Source organism: Streptomyces sp. NPDC056628 (assembly GCF_042792555.1).
Taxonomy (GTDB): domain Bacteria; phylum Actinomycetota; class Actinomycetes; order Streptomycetales; family Streptomycetaceae; genus Streptomyces.
In genome coordinates this window covers 45,808-72,476 of sequence record NZ_JBHTWG010000015.1, presented here as the reverse complement: position 1 = coordinate 72,476, position 26,669 = coordinate 45,808, and the positions used below count along the sequence as shown (strand labels likewise).

General features: G+C 72.0%; 17 protein-coding genes and 1 pseudogene. 10 read left to right on the top strand and 8 right to left on the bottom strand.

The annotated features are described in order from the left end of the window. Window positions 1-13: 13 nt before the first annotated feature. Together ACFRAC_RS19855 and ACFRAC_RS19850 are read left to right on the top strand one after the other, a co-directional pair. On the top strand, window positions 14-538 hold the full coding sequence (locus ACFRAC_RS19855) for a toxin-antitoxin system, toxin component (protein ID WP_382925423.1): 525 nt from the start codon (window positions 14-16) through the stop codon (window positions 536-538). Window positions 539-667: 129 nt separating this feature from the next. Then, on the top strand, window positions 668-898 hold the full coding sequence (locus ACFRAC_RS19850) for a hypothetical protein (RefSeq protein WP_062665447.1): 231 nt from the start codon (window positions 668-670) through the stop codon (window positions 896-898). Between the two features lie 17 nt (window positions 899-915). Here ACFRAC_RS19850 and ACFRAC_RS19845 read toward each other — a convergent pair whose 3' ends face one another. Beyond that, window positions 916-1,590, bottom strand: coding sequence for a 4'-phosphopantetheinyl transferase (locus tag ACFRAC_RS19845; protein ID WP_382925306.1), 675 nt, complete (start codon window positions 1,588-1,590; stop codon window positions 916-918). After that, window positions 1,587-2,459 carry a metallophosphoesterase family protein gene (locus ACFRAC_RS19840; RefSeq protein WP_382925304.1) on the bottom strand — a complete coding sequence of 291 codons (873 nt, stop codon included), beginning with the start codon at window positions 2,457-2,459 and terminating at the stop codon, window positions 1,587-1,589. The genes ACFRAC_RS19845 and ACFRAC_RS19840 overlap by 4 nt, the downstream gene beginning before the upstream one ends. Before the next feature lie 272 nt (window positions 2,460-2,731). Here ACFRAC_RS19840 and ACFRAC_RS19835 point away from each other — a divergent pair, with 272 nt between their 5' ends. Further along, entirely contained in the window at window positions 2,732-3,859 is a 1,128-nt protein-coding gene (locus ACFRAC_RS19835; RefSeq protein WP_382925302.1) for an ATP-grasp domain-containing protein, read from the top strand. Between the two features lie 130 nt (window positions 3,860-3,989). Then, window positions 3,990-5,672 carry a carbohydrate binding domain-containing protein gene (locus tag ACFRAC_RS19830; protein ID WP_382925301.1) on the top strand — a complete coding sequence of 561 codons (1,683 nt, stop codon included), beginning with the start codon at window positions 3,990-3,992 and terminating at the stop codon, window positions 5,670-5,672. Between the two features lie 198 nt (window positions 5,673-5,870). Here ACFRAC_RS19830 and ACFRAC_RS19825 read toward each other — a convergent pair whose 3' ends face one another. The 4 genes from ACFRAC_RS19825 to ACFRAC_RS19810 form a co-directional block, all read right to left on the bottom strand. Further along, on the bottom strand, window positions 5,871-8,918 hold the full coding sequence (locus tag ACFRAC_RS19825; protein WP_382925299.1) for an alpha-mannosidase: 3,048 nt from the start codon (window positions 8,916-8,918) through the stop codon (window positions 5,871-5,873). A gap of 48 nt (window positions 8,919-8,966) precedes the next feature. Continuing rightward, window positions 8,967-10,424, bottom strand: a complete 1,458-nt coding sequence (locus tag ACFRAC_RS19820; RefSeq protein ID WP_382925297.1) for an NF041680 family putative transposase — start codon at window positions 10,422-10,424, stop codon at window positions 8,967-8,969. Between the two features lie 502 nt (window positions 10,425-10,926). Beyond that, complete coding sequence (locus ACFRAC_RS19815; protein WP_382925295.1) at window positions 10,927-12,267, bottom strand: 6-phospho-beta-glucosidase; 1,341 nt, start codon at window positions 12,265-12,267, stop codon at window positions 10,927-10,929. After that, window positions 12,264-13,028, bottom strand: a complete 765-nt coding sequence (locus ACFRAC_RS19810; RefSeq protein WP_361342489.1) for a DeoR/GlpR family DNA-binding transcription regulator — start codon at window positions 13,026-13,028, stop codon at window positions 12,264-12,266. The genes ACFRAC_RS19815 and ACFRAC_RS19810 overlap by 4 nt, the downstream gene beginning before the upstream one ends. Window positions 13,029-13,178: 150 nt before the next feature. On the opposite strand from ACFRAC_RS19810, the gene ACFRAC_RS19805 reads away from it, so the two are divergent. From ACFRAC_RS19805 to ACFRAC_RS19780, 6 genes and pseudogenes are all read left to right on the top strand, one after another. After that, a complete protein-coding gene (locus tag ACFRAC_RS19805) occupies window positions 13,179-14,198 on the top strand; it encodes a carbohydrate kinase family protein (RefSeq protein WP_382925294.1) in 1,020 nt (339 codons plus the stop codon). Window positions 14,199-14,258: 60 nt separating this feature from the next. Further along, window positions 14,259-15,544: pseudogene (locus ACFRAC_RS19800) on the top strand (extracellular solute-binding protein). Then, window positions 15,544-16,503 (top strand): carbohydrate ABC transporter permease, encoded by a 960-nt coding sequence (locus ACFRAC_RS19795; protein ID WP_382925292.1) that lies wholly within the window; start codon window positions 15,544-15,546, stop codon window positions 16,501-16,503. The pseudogene ACFRAC_RS19800 and the gene ACFRAC_RS19795 overlap by 1 nt, the downstream one beginning before the upstream one ends. A 12-nt stretch (window positions 16,504-16,515) precedes the next feature. Further along, window positions 16,516-17,355 carry a carbohydrate ABC transporter permease gene (locus ACFRAC_RS19790; protein ID WP_382925290.1) on the top strand — a complete coding sequence of 280 codons (840 nt, stop codon included), beginning with the start codon at window positions 16,516-16,518 and terminating at the stop codon, window positions 17,353-17,355. Continuing rightward, window positions 17,352-20,288, top strand: coding sequence for a glycoside hydrolase family 2 TIM barrel-domain containing protein (locus ACFRAC_RS19785; protein ID WP_382925288.1), 2,937 nt, complete (start codon window positions 17,352-17,354; stop codon window positions 20,286-20,288). Before ACFRAC_RS19790 ends, ACFRAC_RS19785 begins: the two co-directional genes overlap by 4 nt. Before the next feature lie 124 nt (window positions 20,289-20,412). Continuing rightward, entirely contained in the window at window positions 20,413-21,306 is an 894-nt protein-coding gene (locus tag ACFRAC_RS19780) for an alpha/beta fold hydrolase (protein WP_382925287.1), read from the top strand. Window positions 21,307-21,323: 17 nt separating this feature from the next. Here the strand turns inward: ACFRAC_RS19780 and fxsT are convergent, their stop codons facing one another. Beyond that, a complete protein-coding gene (gene fxsT / locus ACFRAC_RS19775) occupies window positions 21,324-25,388 on the bottom strand; it encodes an FxSxx-COOH system tetratricopeptide repeat protein (protein ID WP_382925285.1) in 4,065 nt (1,354 codons plus the stop codon). Continuing rightward, the gene (locus ACFRAC_RS19770; protein WP_382925283.1) at window positions 25,375-26,667 is read right to left on the bottom strand and encodes a TIR-like protein FxsC; all 1,293 of its coding nucleotides are present in this window, start codon (window positions 26,665-26,667) and stop codon (window positions 25,375-25,377) included. Before ACFRAC_RS19770 ends, fxsT begins: the two co-directional genes overlap by 14 nt. Window positions 26,668-26,669 lie beyond the last annotated feature (2 nt).

Here is a 26,669-nt window from a genome sequence, read left to right as displayed (position 1 = left end):
CATCGGTAGGGAAATGCGCCGCCTGTGCGGCGAGTTGGTCGCGGAGCTGTCGCTTCCCGCACCCGCGGCGCCCGAGAGGCTGTACGGCGCGCTGTGCGACGCGATGGGCAGACGCCGGGGCCGCCCCGTCCACTTCCGTACGGCCGCCTTCCCGCCGGGCACCGCGAGCGGGCTGTGGCTCGACATGGCCGACCAGGACCTCGTGGTGATCGAGGAGCGCACCGCGCCCGACCACCAGCTGGTGATCCTCGGCCACGAGCTGTGGCACATGAAGGCCGGCCACTGCCGCCACAGCATCGAGGGCGCCTCCGTGGCGGCCCGGCTGCTCGGCAGCGAGGCGGATCTGCGCTCGGCGGTCCTGAAGGTCGCCGCCCGCAACCACTTCGACCAGGCGGAGGAGAAGGAGGCCGAGAGCTTCGGCCTGCTGCTGGCCAGCAAGTGCCGCACCTGGCTGGCGGTTTCCTCGGCGCGAGGGCAGCGGGACCATCTGGCGGGCCGCATCGAGGCGTCGCTTGGCTACCTGGGTCCGCAGAACTGACCCCCTGACCCGCGCCGGCCGGGCGAACGGACGGCCGGGCCGGACCCGTTGTCAGTGGCGGACGGCAAGCTGGTGGGTGGCGCCACGCCGTGCGGGGCGCGACGACACCGACCCGGGGAGAGCCGACCGATGCCCACCGCCGTACTGACCGACCGCGAGCGCACCGCCGTCCAGGCCTACCTGCGGCTCCTGCACACCGTGCGAGCCGCGTTCGACGGTGCCTCCGGACCGGGCCGACCACCCGTCGTGCCGCCCGCCGTCCTCGCCGAGGCCGAACAGGCCCTGGCCGACGCGGGACTGACGGGCCACGAGGAGGAGTTCTTCCACCTGCTGCGCACCTGGTGCCCGGCCGAGCCCTGACGCCGCAGGCGCGGGGGTCAGGCGTGCGGCACGCTCACCGCTGTCGCCACCAGCCCCCGCCCGACCGTCCAGCGCCCCTCGAACCGGTCGAGCCGGCGTCCGCCGACCAGCGGGCCGGGCACGAGGAGCCTGGCGCTGAACCGGCCGCCGCGCGGATCGCCGTCCCCGGCGAGGACGTCGATGTCGGCCTCGGAGAAGTCCAGCCACTTCCCGGTGAGGGGGAACCACGCCTTGTAGACGGACTCCTTGGCACTGAAGAGGAGCCGGTCCCAGTGGACCGAGGGGTGCCCGGCGGCCAGCAGGCGCAGCCGCTCCGCCTCGCCGGGCAGCGCGACGGCGGCCAGCACCCCGTCCGGGAGCGGCTGGTGGGTCTCGGCGTCGATGCCGAGCGAGGCCAGGTCGCCGGTGCGGGCCAGCGCGGCGGCGGCGTACCCGTCGCAGTGGGTCATGCTGCCGACCAGGCCGGGCGGCCAGCCGGGGGCACCGCGCTCACCCGGCAGCACGGCCCGCGGGGGCACCCCGAGTTTCTCCATGGCGCGGCGCGCGCAGGAGCGCGCGGCGGCGAACTCGCGGCGGCGCTTGGCCACCGCCCGGGCCACGACCGCCTCCTCCTCGGGGTAGAGCGGCGGGTGCTCCTCGTCGCCGTACGCCTCGACGCCGACGGTGGCCGGGGTCAGCAGGTCCTCGATCAACGGGCCGGGTCCTCCCTGTCCTCGTCGCGGGGCAGCACGGGCCGCAGCCGGCCCGGTGGTTCCGGGCGCCGGCGCCATTCGCGGGGGTAGCCGACCGAGACCTCCTCGAAGCGGACGCCCTCGTGCCAGGTGGTCCGGGGGATGTGGAGGTGGCCGTACACCATGGCCTCGACGCGGAAGCGGCGGTGCCAGTCGGTGGTCAGGGCGGTGCCGCACCACATCGCGAACTCGGGGTACCAGAGCACGTCCGTCGGGTGCCGGTGCAGCGGGTAGTGGTTGACGAGGACGGTGGGCAGGTCCTCGGGGAGGGCGGCGAGCCGGCGTTCGGTCGCGGCGACCCGGGCCGCGCACCACGCGTCGCGGGTCGGGTGGGGGTCGGGGTGCAGCAGGTACTCGTCGTTGCAGACGACGCCGGTCCCGTGCGCGTACGCGAGGCCCTCCTCCTTGGTCGCGCATCCCTCGGGGAGGAAGGAGTAGTCGTACAGGAGGAACAGCGGGGCGACGGCGACCGGGCCGCCGGGGCCGTCCCAGACGGGGTAGGGGTCCTCGGGGGTGGTCACGCCGAGGTCCCGGCACACCTCGACCAGATGGTCGTACCGGGCGGCGCCGCGCAGGGTGACGGAGTCCCTGGGGTGGGTCCACAGCTCGTGGTTGCCGGGGACCCAGACCACTCTGGCGAAGCGGCCGGCGAGCGTCTTGAGCGCCCAGGTGACGTCGGCGACGGTCTCCGCCACGTCCCCGGCCACGAGCAGCCAGTCGTCGTCGGAACCGGGGCGCATCCCCTCCACCAGGGCGCGGTTCTCGTCGTACCCGATGTGCAGGTCGCTGACGGCCAGCAACCGCCCGGTCCGCGCGGCCGTCGACGTCACCCTCGCCCCTTCCGATCACCCGAAGGACACCACGAGAACACAGAGCGTGCACCCGGGACAAGGGCGGGCCGGCCGGACCGCCCCCGCACGCGTGGACGGTGGGGGAATCCGTAACACGTACGTTGCACGCGACACCCTTTGAAAGTCGTATGATCGCCCCGACACCACCGCCGCGACCCCCTTCGCCAGGGGCGGTTCGGTGTACCTCCCTCCTCCCTGCCCGGGCACGGGCCGCTTCGCCCTGCCCGCCCCCCCCGAAAGGACGGCCCTGCATGGTCTCTCGCGTACGCGTCTGGCTCAACCGCACGTACGCGGAGAACGTGTTCTTCATGGATCAGCTCCGCAGAAATCCCAGCGACCGGGCGGTGGAGATCCATGCGACGCACGGGGACGCCGACTCCCCCGTGCTGGCCGCCGCCGACACCGCGGAGCTGGAGCCCGAGGGCCTGTCCCCCGCCGGGTACGTCGAGTACGCCCTCGCGCAGTGCCGGCGCCGCGGAATCGACGTCTTCGTGCCCCGGCTGCACCAGGCGGCGATCGTCGCGCACCGCGCGGAGTTCGAGGCGATCGGCACGGCGCTGCTGGCGCCGCCGCCCGAGGCCGTGGCCGTCTTCCAGGACAAGGTGATCGCGTACGAGGCCGTCCAGGCGGTCGGCGTGCCGGTGCCGCCGTGGCACCGGGTCCGTGACGCGGACGAACTGCTCGCCGCCGTCGAGGAGTTGGAGGCCGGCGGGCACCGGGCGTGCTTCAAGCCGGCGTCCGGCGCGGGCGGGGTCGGCTTCCGGATGATCACCCGCTCCCCCTTCTCGCTGACGCATCTGAGCGGCTTCCCGACGCCGTACGTCCAGCTCGATCTCGTCCTGGACGCGCTGCGGCGGTCCGAGGAGCCGGTGGACTGGCTGGTGATGCCGCGCCTGGAGCAGCCCGAGGTGTCGGTGGACTGCCTCACCGGGCCGGACAACCGGGTCCGGCTGGCGATCGGCCGGGTCAAGAACGGGCGCCGGCGCGGCTTCACGCTCCAGGAGCAGTGGCTGGAGCCGGCGCGACTGGTCGCGGAGGGCTTCGGGCTGCACCACCTGTCCAACATCCAGTTCCGGATGTTCGGCGACACCCCGGTGCTGATGGACGTCAACACCCGCCCGGCGGGCGGCCTGCACCAGCTGTCGCTGTGCGGGGTGAACGTGCCCTGGCTCGCCGTGCAACTGGCGCTCGGTGAGGACCCGGGCGTCGTGACCCCGCCGTTCCTGGGACAGGACTACACGGTGGTGGCGGGTCCGCGCCCGCTGCGCCCGGTGTCGATCCCCCAGCAGCGCACCGAGGCGGAGGCCCCCCTGCTGCCGGCGGTGCCCGCACCGGCACAGCCCGGATCCGTCACGACCGGGGCGGCCCTGCCCCTGTAGAGACACACCAGCGGTATGGACCAATCCCCGCGCCGGTCCTTGACAGGGGAATTGGTCCATACCAACTTGGTCAGCGCACCTCTCAGCATCTATGCACTCCCGAACACCCCACCTTTTCCAGGGAGATGACGTGCGCAACCGACCTCTCGCACGGCTCAGACGCCGTGTCCTCGCCCTCGTCGGCACGGCGGCTCTCGCGGTCGCCGGGGCCGTCGCCCTGCCCGGCACCGCTCACGCGGCCAACGTCCTGTCCAACCCCGGCTTCGAGTCGGGCGGGCTCTCCCCGTGGTCCTGCACCGGCAACCTCGGCTCCGTGGTCTCCTCGCCCGTGCACGGCGGGTCCAGGGCGCTGGCCGGGGCGGCGAGTTCGAGCGACAACGCCCGGTGCTCGCAGAGCGTCGCCGTCCAGCCGAACACGACCTACTCCCTCAGCGGCTGGGTGCGCGGCTCCTACGTCTACCTCGGCGTGGACGGCGGTTCCTCCACCTGGACGTCGTCGCCGTCGGCGTACGCCAGGCTGTCGCTCACCTTCACGACCGGCGCCTCCCAGACCAGCGCCACGGTGTATCTGCACGGCTGGTACGGGCAGGGCACCTACTACGCCGACGACATCGGCCTCGACGGGCCCGGCGGCGGCTCGGACGGGCAGGCGCCGAGCGCCCCCGGCAACCTGCGCTCCACCGGCAAGACCTCGACGAGCGTGTCGCTGACCTGGAACGCCTCGACCGACAACGTCGGCGTGACCGGCTACGACGTCTTCCGCGGCTCGACCCAGGTGCTCAGCGTCTCCGGGACGAGCGCGACGGTCGGCGGGCTGTCGCCCAGCACCGCCTACACATTCACGGTGAAGGCACGGGACGCGGCCGGGAACGTCTCTGCGGCCTCCGGCTCCGTCTCCGTCACGACCGACGCGGGCGGCGGGGGCGGCACCGGCTTCAAGCAGGCCGCGCCCTATCTGTACCTGGGCTGGGGCGATCCGCCGAGCGCGACGTCGGTGATGAGCGCGACCGGGGTCAAGTGGTACACGATGGCGTTCGTCCTGTCCTCGGGCGGCTGCAACCCGGCCTGGGACGGGCAGCGCGCGCTGACCGGCGGCAACGACCAGAGCGTCATCAACTCGATCCGGGCCGCCGGCGGTGACATCGTCCCGTCCATCGGCGGCTGGAGCGGCAACAAGCTCGGGCCGAACTGCTCCTCCGCCGAGGCGCTGGCGGGCGCGTACCAGAAGGTCATCGACGCCTACGGGCTGAAGGCGATCGACGTCGACATCGAGAACACCGACGAGTTCGAGAACGCGACGGTGCAGGACCGGATCCTGAACGCCCTGAAGATCGTCAAGGCGAACAACCCGGGGCTGCGGACGATCCTGACCTTCGGCACCTCCACCACCGGGCCCACGTACTGGGGCAACCGGCTGATCGAGCAGGCCAAGGCGCTGAACGCGGACATCGACGTCTTCACGATCATGCCGTTCGACTTCGGCGGCGGAGCCGACATGTACGGCAGCACCGTGAACGCGGCCGAGGGGCTGAAGACCAAGCTGAAGTCCACGTTCGGCTGGGACGACGCCACCGCCTACGCGCACCTCGGCATCTCCGGCATGAACGGGCTCTCCGACCAGCAGGAGCTCACCTCGCCCGCGACCTGGACGCAGATCCGGGACTGGGCGAACTCCCGGCACATCGCGCGGCTCGCCTTCTGGTCGGTCAACCGCGACCGGTCCTGCCCGGGCGGCGGTGTGACGAGCAACTGCTCCGGCATCAGCCAGAGCACCTGGCAGTTCACGTCCATCACGGCCGGCTTCACCGGCTGAGACACCGACCACCCACGCCGGGGGGAGAAATCTTCCGGCGTGGGTGTATCAGACGGCCCCCCGCGCGCTCATGACACTGAGCAAGGCCAACGGGGGGTCCGTACGGGGGAACCACGGGGGATACGGGGGGAGCACGGGGGCTTCGGGTCGGCCGGCGCTGTCACGGGGGTGGCTGCCGGCCGGCCCGAAGGTGCGTTCTCAGTGCCCTTCGGCGCGCCGGAGACGCAGGGTCAGCACCTGGAAGGGACGCAGGGAGACCGGCACCCCGCCGTCCGCGGCGACCGGTTCCAGCGGCCGTTCCAGCAGGTCGGTGATCTGGGCACCGGCCAGCGGGAAGCCGGTGCGCAGCACGGCCCGCGCCCGCCCGCCCCGGGACTCGTAGAGGCGTACGACGACGTCGCCCGAGCGGTCGTCGGCCAGCTTGACCGCCTCGACCGTCACCCCGTCGCCGTCCACGGACACCACCGGCTCGGGCGCGCCCGCGGCGTCCGCCACCCGCAGCGGCAGGTTGAGGGCGTAGCCCTCGGCGACGGCGTCCTCGATGCTCGCGCCGGGCAGCAGCGCGTAGGTGAGCCGGTGCAGGCCCTGGTCGGCCTCGGGGTCGGGGATGCGCGGGGCGCGGACCAGGCTGAGGCTGACCCGGGTCGTCGTGCCGCCGTCCTCGCGGACCGTGCGGGTCACGTCGTGGCCGTACGTGGAGTCGTTGACGACGGCGACGCCGTAGCCGGGCTCGGCGATGTGCACCCAGCGGTGCCCGGAGACCTCGAAACGGGCCGCCTCCCAGCTCGTGTTGGTGTGGGTGGGCCGCTGGACGTGCCCGAACTGGATCTCGGCGGAGGAGTGCGGGGCGCGGACGTCCACCGGGAAACCGGCCTTGAGGATCTTCTCGGCCTCGTGCCAGTCGATCTCGGTGGCGAAGTCGATCCGAGGGCTGCCGGCCCGCAGCGTGATCGTCTGGGTGATCGTGGAACCCTGGCCGAAGGCGCGGGCGACCCGGACCGCGCCGACCAGCGGGCCGTCCTCGACCACGGTGACCGACTCGGTCGCGCGCAGTTCGCGGTAGCGGTTGCGGTAGTGCTTGTCGATGTCCCAGGCGTCCCAGTAGTTGGGCAGGTCGGTGTGCAGGCGCAGCAGGTTGCCGGCGCCGGCGAGCACCTCGCGGTTCGCCCGCAGGTCGAACACCGAGGCCAGGGTGCCGTCCTCGGCGATCTCGACGCGGACCAGCCCGTTGTCGAGGACGCGTCCGGAGACGGTGACCGGCCGCTCGGGCTCCGTGGCCACGAAGGGCGCGCTGCCGTTCGCGGGGACGGTGACGTACGCGGGCGCGCCCCCGGGGGTGCGGACCACTTCGGCGCGGTCGAACGGGCTCGTGTTGAAGACGTGGGCCCCTCCCCCGCCGAGCGCGGCCACCGCCCCGGCGGTCAGCTCCTCCAGCTCCTGGGCGACCCGGGCGTACTCGTCCTCGGCCTCGCGGTGCACCCAGGCGATCGAGGAGCCCGGCAGGATGTCGTGGAACTGGTGCAGCAGGACCGTCTTCCAGAGCCGGTCCAGCCGCTCGTACGGGTAGGCGTAGCCCGGGGCGTGCAGAGCGGCCGTCGTCGCCCACAGCTCGGCCTCGCGCAGCAGGTGTTCGCTGCGCCGGTTGCCCTGCTTGGTGCGGGCCTGCGAGGTGTAGGTGGCGCGGTGCAGCTCCAGGTAGAGCTCGCCGTTCCAGACCGGGGCGTCCTCGTACTCGGCGCGGGCCTTGGCGAAGAACGCGTCCGGGTGCTCCACGACGACCTTCGGCGAGCCCTCCAGGTCGGCGAGCCGGCGGGCCCGCTCCATGATCTCGCGGGTGGGGCCGCCGCCGCCGTCGCCCCATCCGAACGGGGCGAGGGAGCGGGTGCCGCCGCCCTTCTCCCGGTAGTTGCGGACGGCGCGGTCCATCTCCTCGCCGCTGAAGCAGGCGTTGTAGGTGTCGACGGGCGGGAAGTGCGTGAAGATGCGGGTGCCGTCGATGCCCTCCCACCAGAAGGTGTGGTGGGGGAACTTGTTGGTCTGGTTCCAGGAGATCTTCTGGGTCAGGAACCACTCGTTGCCGGCGAGCTTGGCGAGCTGCGGGTAGGCGGCGGTGTAGCCGAAGGAGTCCGGCAGCCACACGCCCTTGGTCTCGACGCCGAAGTGCTCGATGAAGAACCGCTTGCCGTGGATCAGTTGGCGGGCGAGGGCCTCGCCGCCGGGCAGGTTGCCGTCGGCCTCGACCCACATGCCGCCGACCGGCGCCCACTGGCCCTTCTTCACCGACTCCTGGATGCGGGCCCACACGTGCGGGTAGTTGTCGCGCACCCACTCGTACTGCTGGGCCTGCGAGCAGGCGAAGACGAACTCCTCGTACTCGTCGGCCAGGGACGTGACGTTGGAGAAGGTGCGGGACGTCTTGCGCTTGGTCTCCCGGATGGGCCACAGCCAGGCGGAGTCGATGTGGGCGTGCCCGACACCGGAGATGGTGTGCGCGCTGGCGTGCGCGGGCTTGGCGAGGACCGGCGCGAGCACCTCGCGGACGGCGGGGGCGCTGCCGGGGACGTCGTCCAGGTCGAGGGTGTCCATGGCGCGGTCGAGGGCGTGCAGGATCTCGTGCCGGCGCGGCTCGTGCTCGCCCAGGTGGACCATGAGTTCACGCAGCACCGCGAGGTCGAGGTCGAGGTGCCAGACCTCCTCGTCGAGGACGGCGAGGTCGGCGCGACGGAAGGTGTACAGGGGCCGGTCGCCGGCGGTGAGGACGTCGCCGAGCGGGGTGGGGTGCGCGAAGCCGTCGGCCAGGATGTCCGGGTTGGAGGCGGCCTCGACCAGGTAGTGGACCTCCTCGCCGCCCGCCACCGGGTTGCCGACGGGCACGTACTGGTTGAGCGGGTTGACGGCCTTCAGGGGGCGGCCGTCGGCGAGGTGCACGAGGCCCTCGGCCTGGTTGCCGGGCCAGTCGCCGACGAAGCCGAGGTCGATGACCGCCTCGACGCGCCGCCCGGCCCACTCGGCGGGCACCCGGCCGCGCATCCGGAACCAGGTGGTGCCCCACGGCGGGCCCCACGGGGTGCCCGTCGCGAAGGGCGTGTAGGGGGCGGCCGCCGCCTCCTCGAAGGGGACCGGCTCGCCGGGGGCCTGCCAGGCCTCGACCTCGAACGGGACGGTGGCCGCGTACATCGCGGGCTTGATGCGCTGGGTGTGGACGCGTTCGACGCGCTCCTCGATCCGGCGGCGTTCGTCGTGCATCAGGGTCTCCAGGGAGGCAGAGAACAGGGGCGGGGGCTAGCTTGATCTTTAACCTGTGCGGCGGGGTCGTGGGGTCGTTGACTTCTTCGTTCGCTGCTTCGCCGTCGGTGATTTGCGGGGCGTGTGCACGTCGTGGCGGGGTGTGGGGCGAGTGTTTTTGCGGCCGGGTGGTCGTCCCGGGCCGGGGCGGGAGGGTTTCGGTGCTTGGGCCGGGCAGCTGGCTTTGGGGCGGATGTGCCGAAAGTCGCGGCGGACGCGGGCAGGGGTGAGCCTGTTCGGCGAGCTCGGCTTCTCCCACGGCCGACGCAGGTCAGCCGCCAGCGGTCGGGCCAGCCGCAGCTGGGTGTAAACGGCGAGGATCAGCCAGGTCCACCGGTCGGCTGCTTCGGGGGTGCGGATCTTCGGGGAGGTCCAGCCGAGGGTCTGCTTGAACAGACGGAAGGTGTGCTCGATGTCGAAGCGTCGCAGGTATGCCTGCCAGAGACGGTCGGCGTCCGCCGCAGTGGCATCGATGCCTGACCACCACAGCCAGACCGGCTTCGGTGTTGCTCCGCTGGGCAGGTGGCCGATGTCCAGGCGGATCACTGTCCCTTCGACGATCGGGAGGGTGCCGTCGTCGGCTGCCCAGGAAGAGCGGTGGGTCAGTTTGGGGTGCAGCCGGTTCCAGGAGCGTGCGGTGGCGGTGCCGTAGAGGCGGGTGTCGGTGACCGTTTCGGTGTCCGGGGTGCCCCATGTGTCAGGCTGTCCGAAGACGAACTCGCCGCCGTGTCGGGGTGGTCGGCCCTGGGTGTGCGGGAGGCGGGGTGGGGCAGCCCTGCGTAGGACGCGGTCGGATCGCATCCTGGCCAGCACTTGGACCGGCAGGTCCTTGAGGAGGAAGCCGAGGCGGGGTGCGTCGTATCCGGCGTCCGCAACGATGAGGATGTCCGGGTCGCCTGTCTGCCACTGTCCCGCGGTGATCAGTCGCTGAAGCAGATCGCGCAGCTGCCGGGCGGTGACCGTGGCGGTGTCGTCCCCTGGAGTCAGGCGCAGTGCGTCCAGCGGTGCGGTCCATGAGCTGCGGCCCGGCTCGAGCGCGCAGATGATCGAGTAGGGCCAGCCGGGGACCGGGATGTGCTGGTCCTTGCCCCGGCCGTAGGTGTGACACAGGATCCGTTGAGGCGAGGTGTGGGCGTCGGGCCGCAGCCAGCAGGTGACATCGACAGCCAGGACCAGCCGGCCATCGGCAGCCCGCGGCAGCGGCACTTCGGCCAGTGCTCGCCGCAGACTGCCGGCATCGACGCGTCCACGGGCCACAGCCGCATAGAGCCCTCCATGGCCGCGACGGTGTTCACCCACCAGCGACAGCTCGGCCAGCGACCTCACCGGTCCGTCGCCACACAGAACAGCATCAGCAAGCTCGAACAACGCGTCCGAACGAGCGGTCAGACAGGCGTAGAACTCGCCCCGGAAGCATGACAGTTGCTCCAACGGCTCTCGCCGGGCGTAGTGATCCAGCAGACTCATCCCCATGGCCTTCGTGCTGAACGTGTGTGTTCCTTGGTCGGAGCACATGTTCAGCCGAAGGCCGCTTCCAAGTACGGCGGTTACCGAACCAGGTGATCAAGTTCGACACACCATTCGACGCCAGACGTTAAAGATCAAGCTAGGGCGTGTTTCGAAAGTAGCGTCGTCCGCCCGAAGGGCGGGGTCCGCGGCGTCTGGTGCGGTGCATCGCAAGGCGGAGGGTCGTCCGCGTACTGGGCGTACGCGGACGATCCCGACAACGCGGCGAGGCGCCGTGCCAGGCGTCGCGGACCAGACGGGACTTTCGAAACACGCCCTAGGGTCTTTCGTTTGGATCAGCCCGGCTGTGGCCGACGGGACATGGTGACGTGCCCGAGCGGGATCTGGTGCGTGCAGTTGCAGGGCGGAGGAGGGAGTCGACGCGGAGCGTCGGCGAGTGACGACAACGCCGCAGATGCGCGTGCCGGGCCCCGCGACGCCGGGATGATCCAAACGAAAGGCCCTAGGTGAGGTAGGCCAGACCGGGGTGGACGGAGGTGTAGCCCTCGACCAGCCGGCGGGCCACGCCGACCGAGTCGACCAGCGGATGCAGCGCGAACGCCTTGACGGCCGTGGTGCGCGAGCCGGACTCGGCGGCGGCCAGCACCTCGCGTTCGACGGCCTTGACCGAGCAGACGAGCCCGGTGGCGTGGTCGGGCAGCGGGGCGACGGCGACCGGGTGGGCGCCGTTGGCGTCGACCAGGCAGGGCACCTCGATGACGGCGTCGGCGTCGAGCACCGACAGGGTGTGCCGGTTGCGGACGTTGAGGATCAGGGTGGTGCGTTCGTCGCGGGCGATGGCCCGCATCAGCGCCAGCGCCACCTTCTCGTAGCCGCCGGACAGGTCGTCGGCGTCGCGCTCGCCCGCGCCGGCCGTCTCCCGGTTCTCGGACATGTAGGTGGCCTCACGCTCGGCGCGGGTGCGGTCCCAGATCTCCAGGGCCGGGGCGTCCGGGTCGCGCATCCGGTCGTAGAAGCCGGCCTGCTGGTCGCGCAGGAACGCGCCGCGGGTGCGCTCGGCCTCCTGGTAGGCGCGCACGGCCTCCCGGTTGAAGTAGTAGTAGTGCAGGTACTCGTTGGGGATCGCGCCGAGCGAGCGCAGCCAGTCGGCGCCGAACAGCTTGCCCTCCTCGAAGGAGCCGAGCAGTCCGGGGTCGGCGAGCAGCCGCGGGAGTTCGTCCCGGCCGGCGACGCGCAGGCCGCGGACCCAGCCGAGGTGGTTGAGGCCGACGTAGTCGATCCACGCCTCGGCGGGGTTCCGCACGCCGAGCACACGGGCGATACGGCGGCCGAGGCCGACGGGCGAGTCGCAGATGCCGATGACGCGGTCGCCGAGGTGGCGGGACATGGCCTCGGTGACCAGTCCGGCCGGGTTGGTGAAGTTGATGACCCAGGCGTCGGGGGCGAGGCGGGCCACCCGCCGGGCGATGTCGACGGCGACGGGCACCGTGCGCAGGCCGTAGGCGATGCCGCCCGCGCCGACCGTCTCCTGGCCGAGGACGCCCTCGGCGAGCGCGACCCGTTCGTCGTCGGCCCGGCCCTGGAGGCCGCCGACGCGGATCGCGGAGAAGACGAAGTCGGCGCCGCGCAGAGCCTCGTCGAGGTCGGTGGTGGCGGTGACCTCGGGGGCGTCGGGCACCCCGGCGGCCTGCTCGGCGAGCACCCGTGTCACGGCGTCGAGCCGGCCGGCGTCCAGGTCGTGCAGCACGACCCGGGTCACCCGGCCCTCGGCGTGGTCCGTCAGGAGCGCGCCGTACACGAGGGGGACGCGGAATCCTCCGCCGCCCAGGATCGTCAGCCTCACGTCTGCACCTTTCCCGCCACGACGACCTCGACGCCGGCCTCCTCGAAGGAGGACCGCGTCGCCGTGTCGACCGGCGCGTTCGTCACCACCACGTCCAGGTCCTCCGGACCGCACACCTTGGCCATGCCGTGGCCGGGGAACTTCGCCGCGTCCGCGAGGAGGACGACCCGGGCACCGGCCTTGATCATGGCCCGTTTCACCGGCACCTCGACGACCGTCGTGTCCATCACCTGCCCGCCCGGCCGCACTCCGCTGGTGCCCAGGAAGACCCAGTCGGCGTGCAGCTGGCGCAGGTTGTCCTCGGTGAGGAAGCCGACCAGGGAGCGGTACTCGCGGCGCACCATGCCGCCGAGCAGCACCAGTTCGATGCCCTCGTCGTCGGCCAGTTCCTCGTAGACCACCAGATTGCTGGTGATCACGGTGAGCCGGCGGCCGTGCAGCTGCCGGGCCAGCCGGAAGGCCGTGGTGCCGATGTCCAGCAGCACCGACTGACCGTCCTCGACCAGCGCGGCGGCGTGCGCCGCTATGGCGTCCTTCTCGGCCACCCGCACCTCGGCGACCTCGGCGAAGGGCTGGTCGCCCTCGTCCGCCACGGCACCGCCGTGCACCCGGGTGAGAAGTCCGTCCTCCTCGAGCTTGACCAGGTCGCGCCTGATCGTGGCGGGGCTGACGCCCAGCTGCTCGGAGAGGTCGGTCACGGCCGCGGGCCCGCCGGAGCGCAGGGCCCGCAGGATGAGTTGGTGTCGTCGTTCTGCCAGCACGACCTGAACAGTACTCGTCATCTTCAATCATCGCCATGCTCATTTCTGCTCGGATATTGACCAATCCCGTCGAGCAGCGCACGATTCCGGTCACCGAATTGAAGAGTTCTGACGATCTCCCCGGCGGGACCCGAGCGAGAGGACGCACCCGTGGACGACGACCGGCCCGATGTGCTGCTGACCGGGCTGCTCTTCTACGACCTCGTCCTCACCGGACTCGGCGGACCGCCCACCCCCGGCGAGGAGATCTGGACCGACGGCATGGGCTGCGGCCCCGGCGGCATCGCCAACCTCGCCGTCGCCGCCGCCCGCTTCGGTCTGCGCACCTCGCTCGCCACCGTCCTCGGCGACGACCTCTACGGCGCCTACTGCCGGGACGTCCTCGCCGGCCAGGAGGGCATCGACCTCTCGCTGTCCCGCACGGCGAGCGCCTGGCCCACCCCGGTCACCGTCTCCCTGGCCTACGACCGGGACCGCGCCCTGGTCACCCACGGCCAGGAGCCCCCGTACAGCCAGGACGCGCTGATGGCCGACCCGCCCCCGGCGCGCACGGCCCTCGTGCACCTGGAGCCGGAACGCCGCGCCTGGCTCGCCAAGGCCGCCGCGAACGGCACGCACGTCTACGCCGACGTCGGCTGGGACTCCACCGGGCGGTGGCCCCGGGACCTCCTCGACCAGTTGTCCCTGTGCCACGCCTTCCTCCCCAACGAGGCCGAGGCCATGGCCTACACCCGCACCGGCAGCGCGTCCGAGGCACTGCGCGCACTCGCCGATCTGGTGCCGGTGGCCGTGGTGACCCGCGGCGGCCGGGGCGCGCTCGCCGTGGACCAGACGACCGGCGAGTACGCCGACGTGCCCGCCCTCGACATCGATGTCCTCGATCCGACGGGGGCCGGGGACGTCTTCGGGGCGGGCTTCGTCGCGGCCTCCCTCGGCGGCTGGCCGCTGGAGGAACGCCTGCGCTTCGCGGTCCTCGCCGCCGGCCTCTCGGTGGGCCACCCCGGCGGAGCGCTCGCCGCTCCCGGCTGGTACGGCGTCGACCGCTGGTGGCGCTCCCTGACCGACCCGGACCTGCGGCGGGCGTACGGCTTCCTCGCGGACCGGCTCCCGGCCGATCCGGGACCGCCCGTCGCGTACCCGCCCGTCACCCCGCCCGCACCGCGGCGCTGACCTCCCCCCACGTCCCCTCCCTTGCGAAGTCCCGAACAGATCCGAAAGGCGGTGGGAGCTGTGCGGCTCTCACGAAGAGGCCTGCTGCGCGCGGGCCTGGCCGGTACGGCCGCCACCGCGCTGGGCGGCCTGGCGTCCGGCTGTGCCGTCCCGACCGGCTCCACCGGCCGGAACATGGTCCTGTGGTACTGGAGCGGCGGACTGAGCGACACGGTCGTCAAGAACGCCAAGGCGCGCTACGGCGCTCCGTCGACCTCGACGCCATCCAGATCGGCGGCTACTACCGCTCCAAGCTGATCACCACGCTGGCCGGCCGGGCCCACATCCCGGACATCGCCGGGCTCCGGGGCGAGGACATGGCGTCCTACCTCCCGAACGCCGACCAGTTCGTGGACCTGCGCACGCTCGGCGCGGAGAGGCTCAAGGGCCGGTACCTGGACTGGAAGTGGCAGCAGGCCGTCGCCCCGGACGGCAGCCTCGTCGGGCTGCCGATCGACGTCGGCCCGGTCGTGCACTACTACCAGCCCGCCGTCTTCGAGAAGGCCGGCCTGCCCCACGAGCCCGCGGACGTCTCCCGGGAACTGGACACCTGGGAGAAGTTCTTCGCGGCCGGCGAGCGGCTGAGGAAGCGGCTGCCCGGCACGTACATCCTCACCGACGTCGTCAGCGTCTTCGAGATGTCCATCGGGCAGGGCACCACCCGGTTCGTCGACGAGGACCGGCGCTTCATCGGGGACGGCCCGCATGTGCGGGCCTGCTGGGAGCGGGCGGTCGAGGCCAAGCGGCGCGGCATCGTGTCGGACATCGTCTCCGGCACACCCGACTCCATCTCGGCCACAGAGAAGGGCAAGCTGCCCAGCCAGCTCAACGCCTCCTGGGCCGCGGGCGACCTCAAGCTCGCCTACCCGAAGACGAAGGGCCGCTGGCGGGTGGCCGACTGCCCGGGCGGCCCCTCCAACGTCGGCGGCTCCTTCCTGGCGATCACGAAGGCGTGCCGGGAGCCCGAGCGGGCGTTCGAGATCATCAGCTGGATGCTCGACGCCCCCAACCAGGCGCAGGGGTTCGTCGACGCCGGTCTGTTCCCGTCGACCCCGGCGTCGTACGCGATGCCGAAGCTGCGTGAGCCGGACCCGTTCTTCGGCGGGCAGATCACCATGGACGTCTTCGGGCCGGCCGCCGAGAAGATCCCGGTCGCCTTCAACAGCCCCTACGACATCGCGCTCGGGCAGCCGGTCCGGGACGAGATCAAGAACGTCGGCGTCCTCGGCAAGGACCCCGCGAAGGCCTGGGAGGACGCCATGGGCAAGTGCCGGCGCATCGCCAAGCACCTGGGGGTGGCGTTCTGATGGCCGTCGCCGAACGGACCCCGCCCGCCGTGGACCGGACACGGCCCGCCACGGCCCCGCCGCGCACGGGGTGGCGCAAGCACTGGCACCTGTACGCCGCGATCTCCCCGTTCTACCTGCTCTTCCTCGCCTTCGGCCTGATCCCCGTCGGCTTCTCGCTCTATCTCTCCCTGCACCGCTGGGACGGCCTCGGCTCGATGGAGTGGGCGGGCCTGACGCAGTATCAGTATCTGTTCACCGACGTCGACTTCTGGCAGTCGATCGGCAACACACTGATCATCTGGGCGCTCGCCACCTTCCCCATGATCTTCCTGGCGATGGTGACGGCCGTGATACTCAACTCGGCGGTCCGCTTCAAGAACGCCTACCGGTTCGCGTACTTCCTGCCGAACGTCACGTCCGTCGTCGCCGTCGCCATCGTCTTCGGGTCGGTCTTCTCCACCAACTTCGGCCTGGTGAACGCCTTGCTGCAGGCGGTCGGCGTGGACCAGGTGGCCTGGCTGAACACCCCGTGGGGCATCAAGGTCGCCATCGCCACGCTGATGACCTGGCAGTGGACCGGCTACAACGCGATCATCTTCCTCGCCGGGCTCCAGACCATCCCCGGCGACCTGTACGAGGCGGCCCGTATCGACGGCGCCGGTCCCGTGCAGACCTTCTTCCGGATCACACTGCCGCTGCTGCGGCCGACCCTGCTGTTCGTGCTCGTCGTCTCGACGGTCACCGGACTGCAGAGCTTCTCCGAACCGCAGGTCCTGCTCCAGACCACCGCCAACGAGTCCACGTTCTCGGGCGGTCCGGACCACGCCGGCCGGACGATGGTCCTCTACTTCTTCCAGCAGACCTTCGACAACAACGACTTCGGGTACGGCGCCGCCGTGGCGTGGGGCATCTTCCTGGTCGTCGTCCTCTTCTCCCTCATCAACTGGCGCCTGGTGCAGCGCCGGGGCGAACAGTAGGAAGGCCGCGACATGGCATCCATCAAGGGCTCCGGACGCCGGGGCATCGCGCTGCACGCGTCCCTGATCATCGGTGTGCTCCTCTCGGCCTTCCCGTTCTACTGGGCCGTGATCATGTCGACGCACACCTCGTCGGAGATCTTCTCCTACCCGCCGAAGCTGCTGCCGGGCTCGCACTTCACGGAGAACGTCCGCCACCTGTTCGACACGGTCGACTTCTTCGGGTCGATGGCGAACTCGCTGCTGGTCGCGACGGCGGTGACGTTCCTGGTGCTGTTCCTGGACTCGCTCGCCGCCTTCGTGTTCGCGAAGTTCGACTTCCCCGGCAAGAACGCGCTGTTCGCGCTGCTCATGCTGATCTTCATGGTCCCGGCCCAGATGGCCGCGATCCCCCAGTTCGTGATCATGGCGAAGATCGGGTGGATCGGCTCGATGACATCGCTGATCGTGCCGGCCGCCGCCAACGCCTTCGGCATCTTCTGGATGCGCCAGTACATGCGGAGCGCCATCCACGACGAACTGCTCGACGCCTCCCGGCTGGACGGCGCGAACTTCCTGCGCCAGTACTGGCACGTGGCGCTCCCGGTCGTCCGCCCCGGGCTCGCCTTCCTCGGCATCTTCACCTTCATGAGCCAGTGGAACGACTACGCCTGGCCGCTGATCGCCCTGACGAACCCCGGCAACGTGACCCTCCAGGTCGCGCTGTCCCAGCTCAACGGAACCCACGGCACCACCGACTACGGCATGGTGATGACCGGCGCGGTCCTCGCCCTGATCCCGCTGCTGATCGTCTTCGCGATCGGCGCCCGGCAGATCATCGGCGACCTCGCCAAGGGAGCCGTCCGCGGATGACCGAGCGCCCCTTCTCCCCCGACCCCCTGATCGCGCTGCGCCCCTGGGAGGCACCCGAGCTCACCTCCTGGAACCGCCTCCCCATGAACGCCGTCGACCGGCGCCCCGGAGCCATCCCCTTGGACGGCGACTGGCGCTTCCAGTTGCTGCCCGCTCCGGACGCGCCGGTCGGCGGTGCCTGGTCGACGGCGTACGTGCCCGGCGCCTGGACCGTCCAGGACACCGATGACCTGCCGCAGTACACCAACGTCACAATGCCCTTCCCCGACATCCCGCCGCACTCCCCCGCCGCCAACCCGACCGGGGTGTACGAACGGGAGGTGGACGTGCCCGCCGGGTGGGCCGGACGCCGGATCGTGCTCCAGGTGGGGGCGGCCGAGAGCGTGCTGCTGGTCCATGTGGACGGGCGGCCCGTGGGCGTCTCCAAGGACTCCCATCTGGCCGCCGAGTTCGACCTGACGCGGGTGGTCCGGCCCGGCGGCCGCGCCACCGTCCGGCTGACCGTCGTCAAGTGGTCCGACGCCTCCCACATCGAGGACCAGGACCAGTGGTGGCACGGCGGCCTCACCCGCTCCGTCCTGCTGTACGCCACCGACCCGCTGCACCTGGCCGACGTGACCGTGCGCGCGCGGCGCGGCGGCGACCTACGCGTCGACTGCCAGGTGCGCGACGCGCGCGGCCCGCTGCCCGAGGGCTGGCACCTGACCGGAGAGCTCGACGGTGTGCCGCTCGCCCAGGACGCCGCGTTCGACCGGGCCAACGCAGCGGCCGAGCGGGTCTCCGGCTTCCTCGGCGAGGCCCGCCTCGCGGCCACCGTGCCGGACGCGCGGACCTGGACGGCGGAGACGCCCGAGCTGTACGCCCTGACCGTCCGGCTGCACCGCGCCGACGGCACGGTCGCCGACACCTCCCGGCACCGCGTCGGGTTCCGGGACGTCGAGATCGTGGGGCGGGACCTGCTCGTCAACGGGGAGCGGGTCTTCGTCCGGGGTGTGAACCGGCACGACTTCCACCCCTTGACCGGCCGCACCGTCTCCCCCGGCGACCTGCGAGCCGACCTGGTCCTCCTCAAGCGGTTCGGCTTCAACGCGATCCGCACCGCCCACTACCCGAACGACCCCGCGCTGTACGACCTGGCCGACGAACTCGGCTTCTACGTCGTCGACGAGGCCGACATCGAGGCGCACGACCACGCCCACGAGATCGCCGACGACCCGCGCTACCTCAACGCCTACGTCGACCGGGTGGCGCGCATGGTGCTGCGCGACAAGAACCACCCGTCGGTGATCGTCTGGTCGCTGGGCAACGAGTCCGACTACGGCGCGCACCACGACGCGGCGGCGGGCTGGGTCCGCCACCACGACCCGACGCGCCCGCTCCAGTACGAGGGGGCCGCGAAGCTCGACTGGGCGGCGACGGACGACGCCTCCGACCTCGCGTGCCCGATGTACGCGCCGATCGAGGAGTGCGTGGCACACGCCCTGTCGGGACGGCAGACCCGGCCGCTCGTCCAGTGCGAGTACTCGCACGCGATGGGCAACAGCAACGGCACGCTCGCCGACTTCTGGGCAGCCGTCGAGGGGACGCCGGGCCTTCAGGGCGGGTTCATCTGGGAGTTCTGGGACCACGGCATCCTGCAGCGCGTGAGCGACGGACGACCGGCCGGACGCACGGGCCCCGCCCTCCGCGGCGACGGCGTCGCCCCGCCCGGCCACCGCTGGGCGTACGGCGGCGACTTCGGCGAGCGCGTCCACGACGGCGCGTTCATCGCGGACGGCGTGGTGTTCCCCGACCGCGCGCCCAAGCCGGCCCTGTACGAGCACCGCGAGATCGCGGCACTGGTACGGATCGAGTGCCTGAAGCACGAGGGTGTCGTGCTCGGCAACCACCAGCACTTCCGGGGCCTGGACTGGCTGGCCGGGGAGTGGCGCCTTGAGCTCGCCGACGGGACGACGTGGAGGGCCCCGGCCCGCCTGCCCGATCTGCGCCCCGGGCAGACGGCCGCGGTACCGCTGCCTTTCGAGGTGCCGCGCGAGGGCGGCGAGGCCTGGCTGACGCTGCGGGTGACGGTGGCCGAGGACCAGCCGTGGGCGCCGCGCGGCACCGAGCTGTGTGTGCCGCAGGTACGCCTGCGGGGCCCGGCTCCGGCGTCCGGACCACCGGTGAGCGGCGGGGTACGGGTGGACGGTGAGGGCCTGCTGCTGCACCCGCTGCTGACGGCGGCCCCCACGCTCACCCTGTGGCGGGCGCCCACCGACAACGACGAGATCGGCGGCATGGCCCGCCGCTGGCGCGACCTGGGCCTCGACACGCTGGTCCGCGAGGTGGTGTCCGTCCGCGAGGAGGCCGGGCGGATCACGGTGGAGGCCGTGTACACGGGAGGAGGCGCCGTCGTCCGGCACCGGCAGGTGCTGACGCCGGTCGAGGGCGGTGTGCGGATCGAGGAGGAGGCCGGGCTGCCGGAGGAGTTCGACGACGTGGCGAGGGTCGGCACGGTCTTCGAGACGGTCGCCGGTCTCGACCGTATGGAGTGGTTCGGGCAGGGGCCGTGGGAGTCCTACCCCGACCGCGCCGCCGGGGCCCCGGTCGGCCATCACACCCGCCCGGTGGACGAGTTGTTCACGCCGTACCTGCGCCCGCAGGAGAGCGGCGGCCGGCACGGGGTACGCCGGTTCACCCTGTCGGGACCGGACACGGGCGGCCTGGGGGTCACGCTGGACGAGCCGCGCCAGGTGTCGGTGACGCGCTTCCGGGCCGAGGACCTCACCGCCGCCCGCCACCACGCCGAACTGGTCCCACGCCCCGGCTGCGTCGTCCACATCGACGCGGCCCACCGCGGCCTGGGCACGGCGTCCTGCGGCCCCGACACGTCACCCGGCTACCTCGTCGCACCGGGGGTGCATCGGTGGAGCTGGACGTTGGGGGTGGTCTGAGGGCCGTTCACAGCGGGCCGGAAACGCCCGCACACCGGGATGATCTGGGGCACGATGGGGAATGGCCGATGCACGACCACACGGCATGCCGCAGCGGGCGGGGGGCGTCGAGAGGGGGCCGCGCATGCTCAGAGAGGTGCACACGGGGGACGGGAGACGATTAGCCGTCGAGATCAGTGGAGATCCCGGCGGCTCGCCCGTGTTCCTGCTGCACGGCACACCCGGCAGCCGGCTCGGTCCGGCGCCCCGGCCGATGCTGCTCTACCACCAGCGGGTCCGGCTCATCACCTACGACCGCCCCGGTTACGGGCCCTCGGACCGGCTGCCGGGCCGCCGGGTCGCGCATGTCTCGCAGGACGTCGCCGCCATCGCGGACGCCCTGGGCGTGGAACGCTTCGCCGTGGTCGGCCGCTCCGGCGGCGGCCCGCACGCCCTGGCCTGCGCGGCCCTGCTGCCGGGCCGGGTGACCCGCGCCGCCGTCCTGGTCAGCCTCGCCCCACGGGACGCGGACGGCCTCGACTGGTTCGCGGGCATGACCGCCTCCAACGTCAACGAGTACACCAAGGCCGAGGACGGGCCCGACGAGCTGGCGGACAGTCTGCGCAAACGGTCGGTCGACATCCGGTCCGATCCGCGCAGGCTCCTGGCCCAGCTCCGCTGGGAGCTGACCGACTCGGATCTGCGGGTCATCTCCGACGCGGGGATCCGCGCGATGCTGCTGCGCAACTACCGTGAGGCGCTCAGCGTGTCCGCGGACGGCTGGGTGGACGACGCCCTGTCCTTCTGCGCGCCCTGGGGCTTCTCACCGGCGGACATCTCCGTGCCCGTGCTGCTCTGGCACGGCGAGCGGGACGGGTTCTCCCCGGCCAGCCACACCAGGTGGCTGGCCGAGCGCATCCCCGGGGGACGGGCCGTCGTGCACCCGGAGGAGGCGCACTTCGCCTCCCTGCGGGTACTGCCGGACGTGTTCACCTGGCTGGTCGGCGGACGCTCCCGGCTGGCCGCCGACCCCGTCTGACGTACGCCCGCCGCCGGTCACACGGCCGGCGGTTCCAGATCCCGGTGGATGCGCTTGCCCTCACGGGCGCTGACCGTGTGCGGATGGTTCTCGCCGAGCAGCCGGACGAACTCGTCGTGGCTGCTCTTGCGGAGCTGGTCGGCCTCCGGGACCCGGTTCAGGGCGCGCAGCGTCACCCCCAGGTTGGCGCGCGAGACGATGGTGTCCGGGTGCTGCTCCCCCAGCGTCGGCTGGAAACCGGTCACCGCCGTCCGCTCCAGTTCCTCCGCGGCGCGCAGCTCGTTCAGCTCCGCCAGCACGTTGGCCAGGTTCACGGCGCAGGCCAGCGTGTAGGGGTGCCGCTCGCCGAGGACCTCCTTGAGGGTGGCGAGGTTCTTCTCCAGCAGGGCCCGCGCCCGGCTCACCTCACCGGAGCCCCGCAGGAAGATGCCGAGGTTGTTGACGGCGGCGAGCGTCGCCGGGTGCCGCTCGCCGGGCGCCGTGCGGTACTGCCGCACGATGTCGAGCGCCAGCGACAGGGCCTCGTCGCGCGCCCCGGTGGCGTACAGGTCGGTGGCGTAGTTCAGGGTGCAGTCCAGCACGTCGGGGGTGGTCGCGGGGGCGTCCCGCAGCCGGTACTGCTCCCGTGTCTGCTGGGTGAGCGCCCGTGCCTCGTCCACCCGCCCCGCCTTGCGCAGCGACACCGCAAGGCTCTTGGCACTGCGCAGCGTCTCCGGGTGCAGGTCGCCGAACAGCCGCCTGTACGCCTCGTAGCTGCTGCTCAGCAAGGAGATGGACGGCTCGTACTGGCCGGTCTCGCGCAGGTCGCGCCCCAGGTTGGTGATGCTGATCAGGGTGTGGGGGTGCGAGGCACCGAGGTCGTTGCGCCGCAGGTCGTAGATCTCCTGGTCGACGTCCCGGGCCTCGGTGTAGCGGCCGAGCAGCCGTAAGCACACCGCGCGGTTGTTGTTGGCGCTGAGGGTGCGCGGGTGGTCCTCGCCGAAGTTCTCCTTGAAGCCGTCGTACGCCTCGGTCGCCAGTTCCAGCGCGTCCTCGAACCGGCCGATGCTGCCGAGGTCGGTGGCGAGGCCGCTGGCCGTCATCAGGATGTGCGGGTGGCCGGGCAGCAGCAGGGCGCGCTGCTGCGCCAGGGTGTCGGAGCCCAGTTCCTCGGCCTCGACGTACTTGCCGAGGGAGCGCAGCACGTTGGCGATGTGGAAGCGCAGGTGGAGCAGCTGGGTGCGCAGTTCCGTCGCGTACCGGCGTTCCTCGGCGAGGCCGCGCGGGGCACGGGGGTCGGCGGAACGGCCCGGCCCGGACGCGGGCTCCCCCGGGCCGGTCGCCTCCAGACCGGCGATCCGGGCCCGGCTGTCGGCCAGTTGCTGCTCCCACAGGGTGCGCAGGGAGCCCGCGAAGGACAGCGCGGCGTTCAGGTCGCCGCGCTTCCACAGGTAGCGCACCCGGTCGATGAGGAGCTGGCGGGTCTTCGGCTCGTCGCAGGTGCTGGCCTCGGACGCCTCCAGGTGCGGCCAGATCGCGGCGAAGGTGGGCTGGTTCTTCGGGTCGTCGATGGGTTCCTCGCCGGACGGCCGGGCACCGGCCAGGATGCGGTGCACGACGTGCTGGGCGTCCTCCTGCTCCCCGGCGGTCAGCTGGGAGCGGATCACCGACTGCACCAGCCGGTGCACCTGGATCGACTCGGTCGCCCGGTCCACCTTGGCGAGGGCGAACCGCCCGATCTCGCGGATCACCCGGCCGAGCACCATCTTCTCCTGGAGGGAGGGGTCCAGCTCGGACAGGACGCTGGTCATCTCGTCGCCGTACAGCAGCTCCATGGAGATGGGTTCGGCCGCGAAGAAGGCGCACAGCTGGAGCAGGCGTACGGCCGCCGGGGAGCGCTCCTTGAGCCGCTCGATGGAGACGTTCCAGGTGGCGCCGACCGGCTCCGGGTAGTTCGCGGGCTGGCTGAGCGACAGCACCCGCGCCGCCTGGTGCTCGAGTTCGGCGAGGTAGGTGTCGACGGGGGTGCCGGTCTCGGCCAGCCAGGCGCCGGCCTGGTCGAGCGCCAGCGGCAGGTCGCCCACGGCGGCGGCCACCCGGTCGGCCTCCTCGGTGGTGAGGTCGGCGGCCCGGCGCAGCAGGTGCTCCACGCTCTCCTCGCGCAGGAACGGGTCGATCTCCAGGGCCTCGCCGAAGTGCAGCCACGTCTGGTTGCGGGAGGTGACCAGGACGTGGCCGGTGCCGCCGGGGAAGTGCCGGCTGACCTCCTGCGGTTCGTCGGCGTTGTCGAAGACCAGCAGCCAGCGCAGCCCCGAGGACTGGCGCAGGTGGTCGCAGACCTCCAGGGCGGCCTGGGCGGCGTCCTCGCCGACCCGCAGGCCCAGCCGGCGGGCGAGGTCGGTGAGGGAGGAAACGACCAGTTCGTTCTGCTCGGAGGGGATCCACCACACCAGGTCGTAGTCGGCGGCGAAGCGGTGCACGTACTCCAGCGCGATCTGCGTCTTGCCGACACCGCCGAGCCCGTAGAGGGCGTACGGCGCCGGGGAGCCCGCCGAGGAGCTGCTGCCGAGCCCGTCGCGGAGCCTCTCCAGCAGCGCGCTGCGGCCGGTGAAGGACGCGTTGCGCGGGGAGACGTTCCAGAACTTGGGCACGGTGTCCGGGAAACGGGCGTCCCGGAGCGCCACCTCGTCGGTCAGTTCGGCGGGCAGCGGCGGCTTGCCGAGCGCCCTCAGCAGCGCGGACGCGGCGGCCTTCTCACTGGTGCGCACCAGGTCGATGGCGGGCCGCTCGCCGAAGGTGGGCGCGGGCCGCAGGTCGCCGACGCGGACGGCGACCACCTGGCGGCGGCCCGCGAGGTCGCCGCCGGTGGCCGCGTCCCACACCTGGCGGGCCCGCGCCGAGCGCTGGAACGCCGGGGAGAGCACGAAGACGGTCCGGTCGGCGGGCTTCTCGGCGCCGTCCCCCTCGCAGCCGACGTACCGGCGGGACACCTTGAACCCCGCGCGGGACAGCTGGGAGGTGATCCAGTCGGCCCACATCCGGTCCTCGGACACATAGCTGAGGTGCAGGTCGACGGGGAGGGTGAGCCGGGGCCGGGTGAACTTGGCGGTGACGGTCTCGCGCAGTTCCTTCGGCATCCGGGGCAGGGCGACCACCGCCTGGCCGCTGATCACGCCGGTGAGCCGCTCGAACGCGGACAGCAGGGACGTGGCGTTGCCGGTCTCGTCGCCGAAGGTGGCCAGCGTCTCCTCATAGGCGTAGTACGGCCGGTAGGGCACCTCCACCGAGCCCCAGTAGTCGGTGAGTTCGTCCTCGGTCAGGCCGGAGGGGAACCCGTCGAACTTGGCGCGGGCCAGGGCCCGCCCCGCGTCGGCCTTCACCTTCTCGCCCTCGTCGATGCGCATGGGGACGGGCAGGATGCGGATACGGCGGCTGCGGAACCGGTCGCGGATGTCGTGGGCGACGGCGGCCGCGCCGTCGATGCTCTGGTCGCTGAGGGTGAAGCAGTCGACGAGCACGTCGGGCAGGTGGGCGGTGCAGATGTCGGCGATGTCGGACAGCCCGGTGCGGCTGTCGACGAGGACGTAGTCGTAGTTGTGGCGCATGTCCTCGCGCAGCGCGTCGAAGAAGAGGCCGCCGCCGAGCTCGTCGTAGAAGTGGTCCCAGTCGAAGGTGCTGACGAGCCCCGAGTAGTCGCGGTCCTGGCGTCCGGCCGAGACCAGGTCGAGGGTGCCGGGCTCGGGGAACGACCAGTCGAGGGAGACGGCGTGGCGCTGGATGCGGGCGTAGTCCAGGTGCCAGTCCGGCGGCCGGCTGTCGGCGCCGCCGGGGTCGGTGTCGTCGGTGGCGGCCCAGGCGTAGTCCTTGAGCATGTCGATGACGCCGGTGGTGGCGCCGACGGTGGCCGGGTCGAGGAACGGGTGGAAGAAGCGGTGCAGGCCCGGTGCCTCCAGGTCCCAGTCCACGGCGAGGACGCGTTTGCCGTTGGCGGCCAGGATCCATGCCACGTTGGCGAGGGCCATCGTCCGTCCGGTGCCGCCCTTGTACGAGTAGAACGTGACGATGCGGCCGGACCGGCCGTCCTGTTCGTCAAGGCTGCTCATCGCGGTCTTCCTCCTCGGCGTTCCGGCGGTGTCCCTGGGGTCGGCTGTCCGCGTGGTCCTTCCCGCACAGCCGGAATCGCTCGGTGCCCTGTCCGGCCGGGGGCCGGGCCTGGGCCCGCTTGCGGTACTCGCCCTCCGCCCAGTGCACGACGTCGGGCAGCACCCCGGCGAAGGTGCGCTGGTCCGGCACGCCCCGGACGGCGGGTCTGCACACCTGCCGGCCCAGCCGGATGCGGCGCGGCAGGGTGGCCTCGGCCTCCATGCCGAGTTCGTGCTCGGCGTCGTCGCTGTCGGGGTCGTGTTCGCTCCACGGCACGACCAGACCGGTCGGCGGCAGGTCGGAGGCGTCGAACGCGGCGAGGGCGGCGCGGCGTTCGGGGTCGCGCAGCACCCAGCGGTCGAGGAGCACGACCTCGGGTCCCTCGGCCGGCCCCGCGGTGTGGTCGAACGCCCGGATGTCGGGCCGGAACGCGAGTCCTTCCGCGATGCCGGCGGCGACCTGCGCGAGGGGCTGCTCGGACGCCGGGAGGTAGGGCGTCCAGTCGACGGCCGAGTCACCGTAGTAGTCGGGGGCGCGGCCTTCGGGCAGCCGGTCGCGGGTGGGGGCCGCCACGCTGATGCGCAGGGTGCGGCCGGTGGTCGACGTGGTGGCGGGGGTGGCCGCGAAGGCGTCGGGTCCTCCGCTGAGTTCGATGCGCTCGGCGTGGTCCACGACGATGCTCTCGCCGATGTCGACGATGCGCCGGGCCAGATGCAGGACGGCCTTCTCGTAGTCGTTGCGGAAGGCTCTCAGCTTGGCCAGCCCGTACAGCCCGAACGTGCGGTAGCGCTGTCCGAGTTCGGGGTGCACGTACTGCACGTCCTTGACGGCGTCGGGCAGCCGGTGGTCGGGCACCGGGGACCACAGGGCGGGCACCACGGCGCTGGGGACGCCCGGCTGTCCGGCCGCGCGGTGCCGGGCGGGGCGGCTGCCGAACGCGGCCCACTCCCTTCCGCACCAGGTGCTGATGAAGTACCGCGGCGAGTACAGCGGCACGAACACCCGGCAGCGGGCGAGCGAGTCGCAGAGCTCCCGCGGCCAGATCTGGCCGACCCGCATCGTGCCGTCCATGAATCCCGGGGCGCCCCGGTGGTCCGTCATGTTCTTGATGTGCTCGCAGAGTTCGTCGTAGAGACGGTGGACCCACAGATCGGGGTTGGCCGAACCGGAGCCGTCCTGCGGCATACGGGCGTAACTGAGGAAGAAATAGGGGGCGGTGGCATCCCCCGGTCGTTCCATCG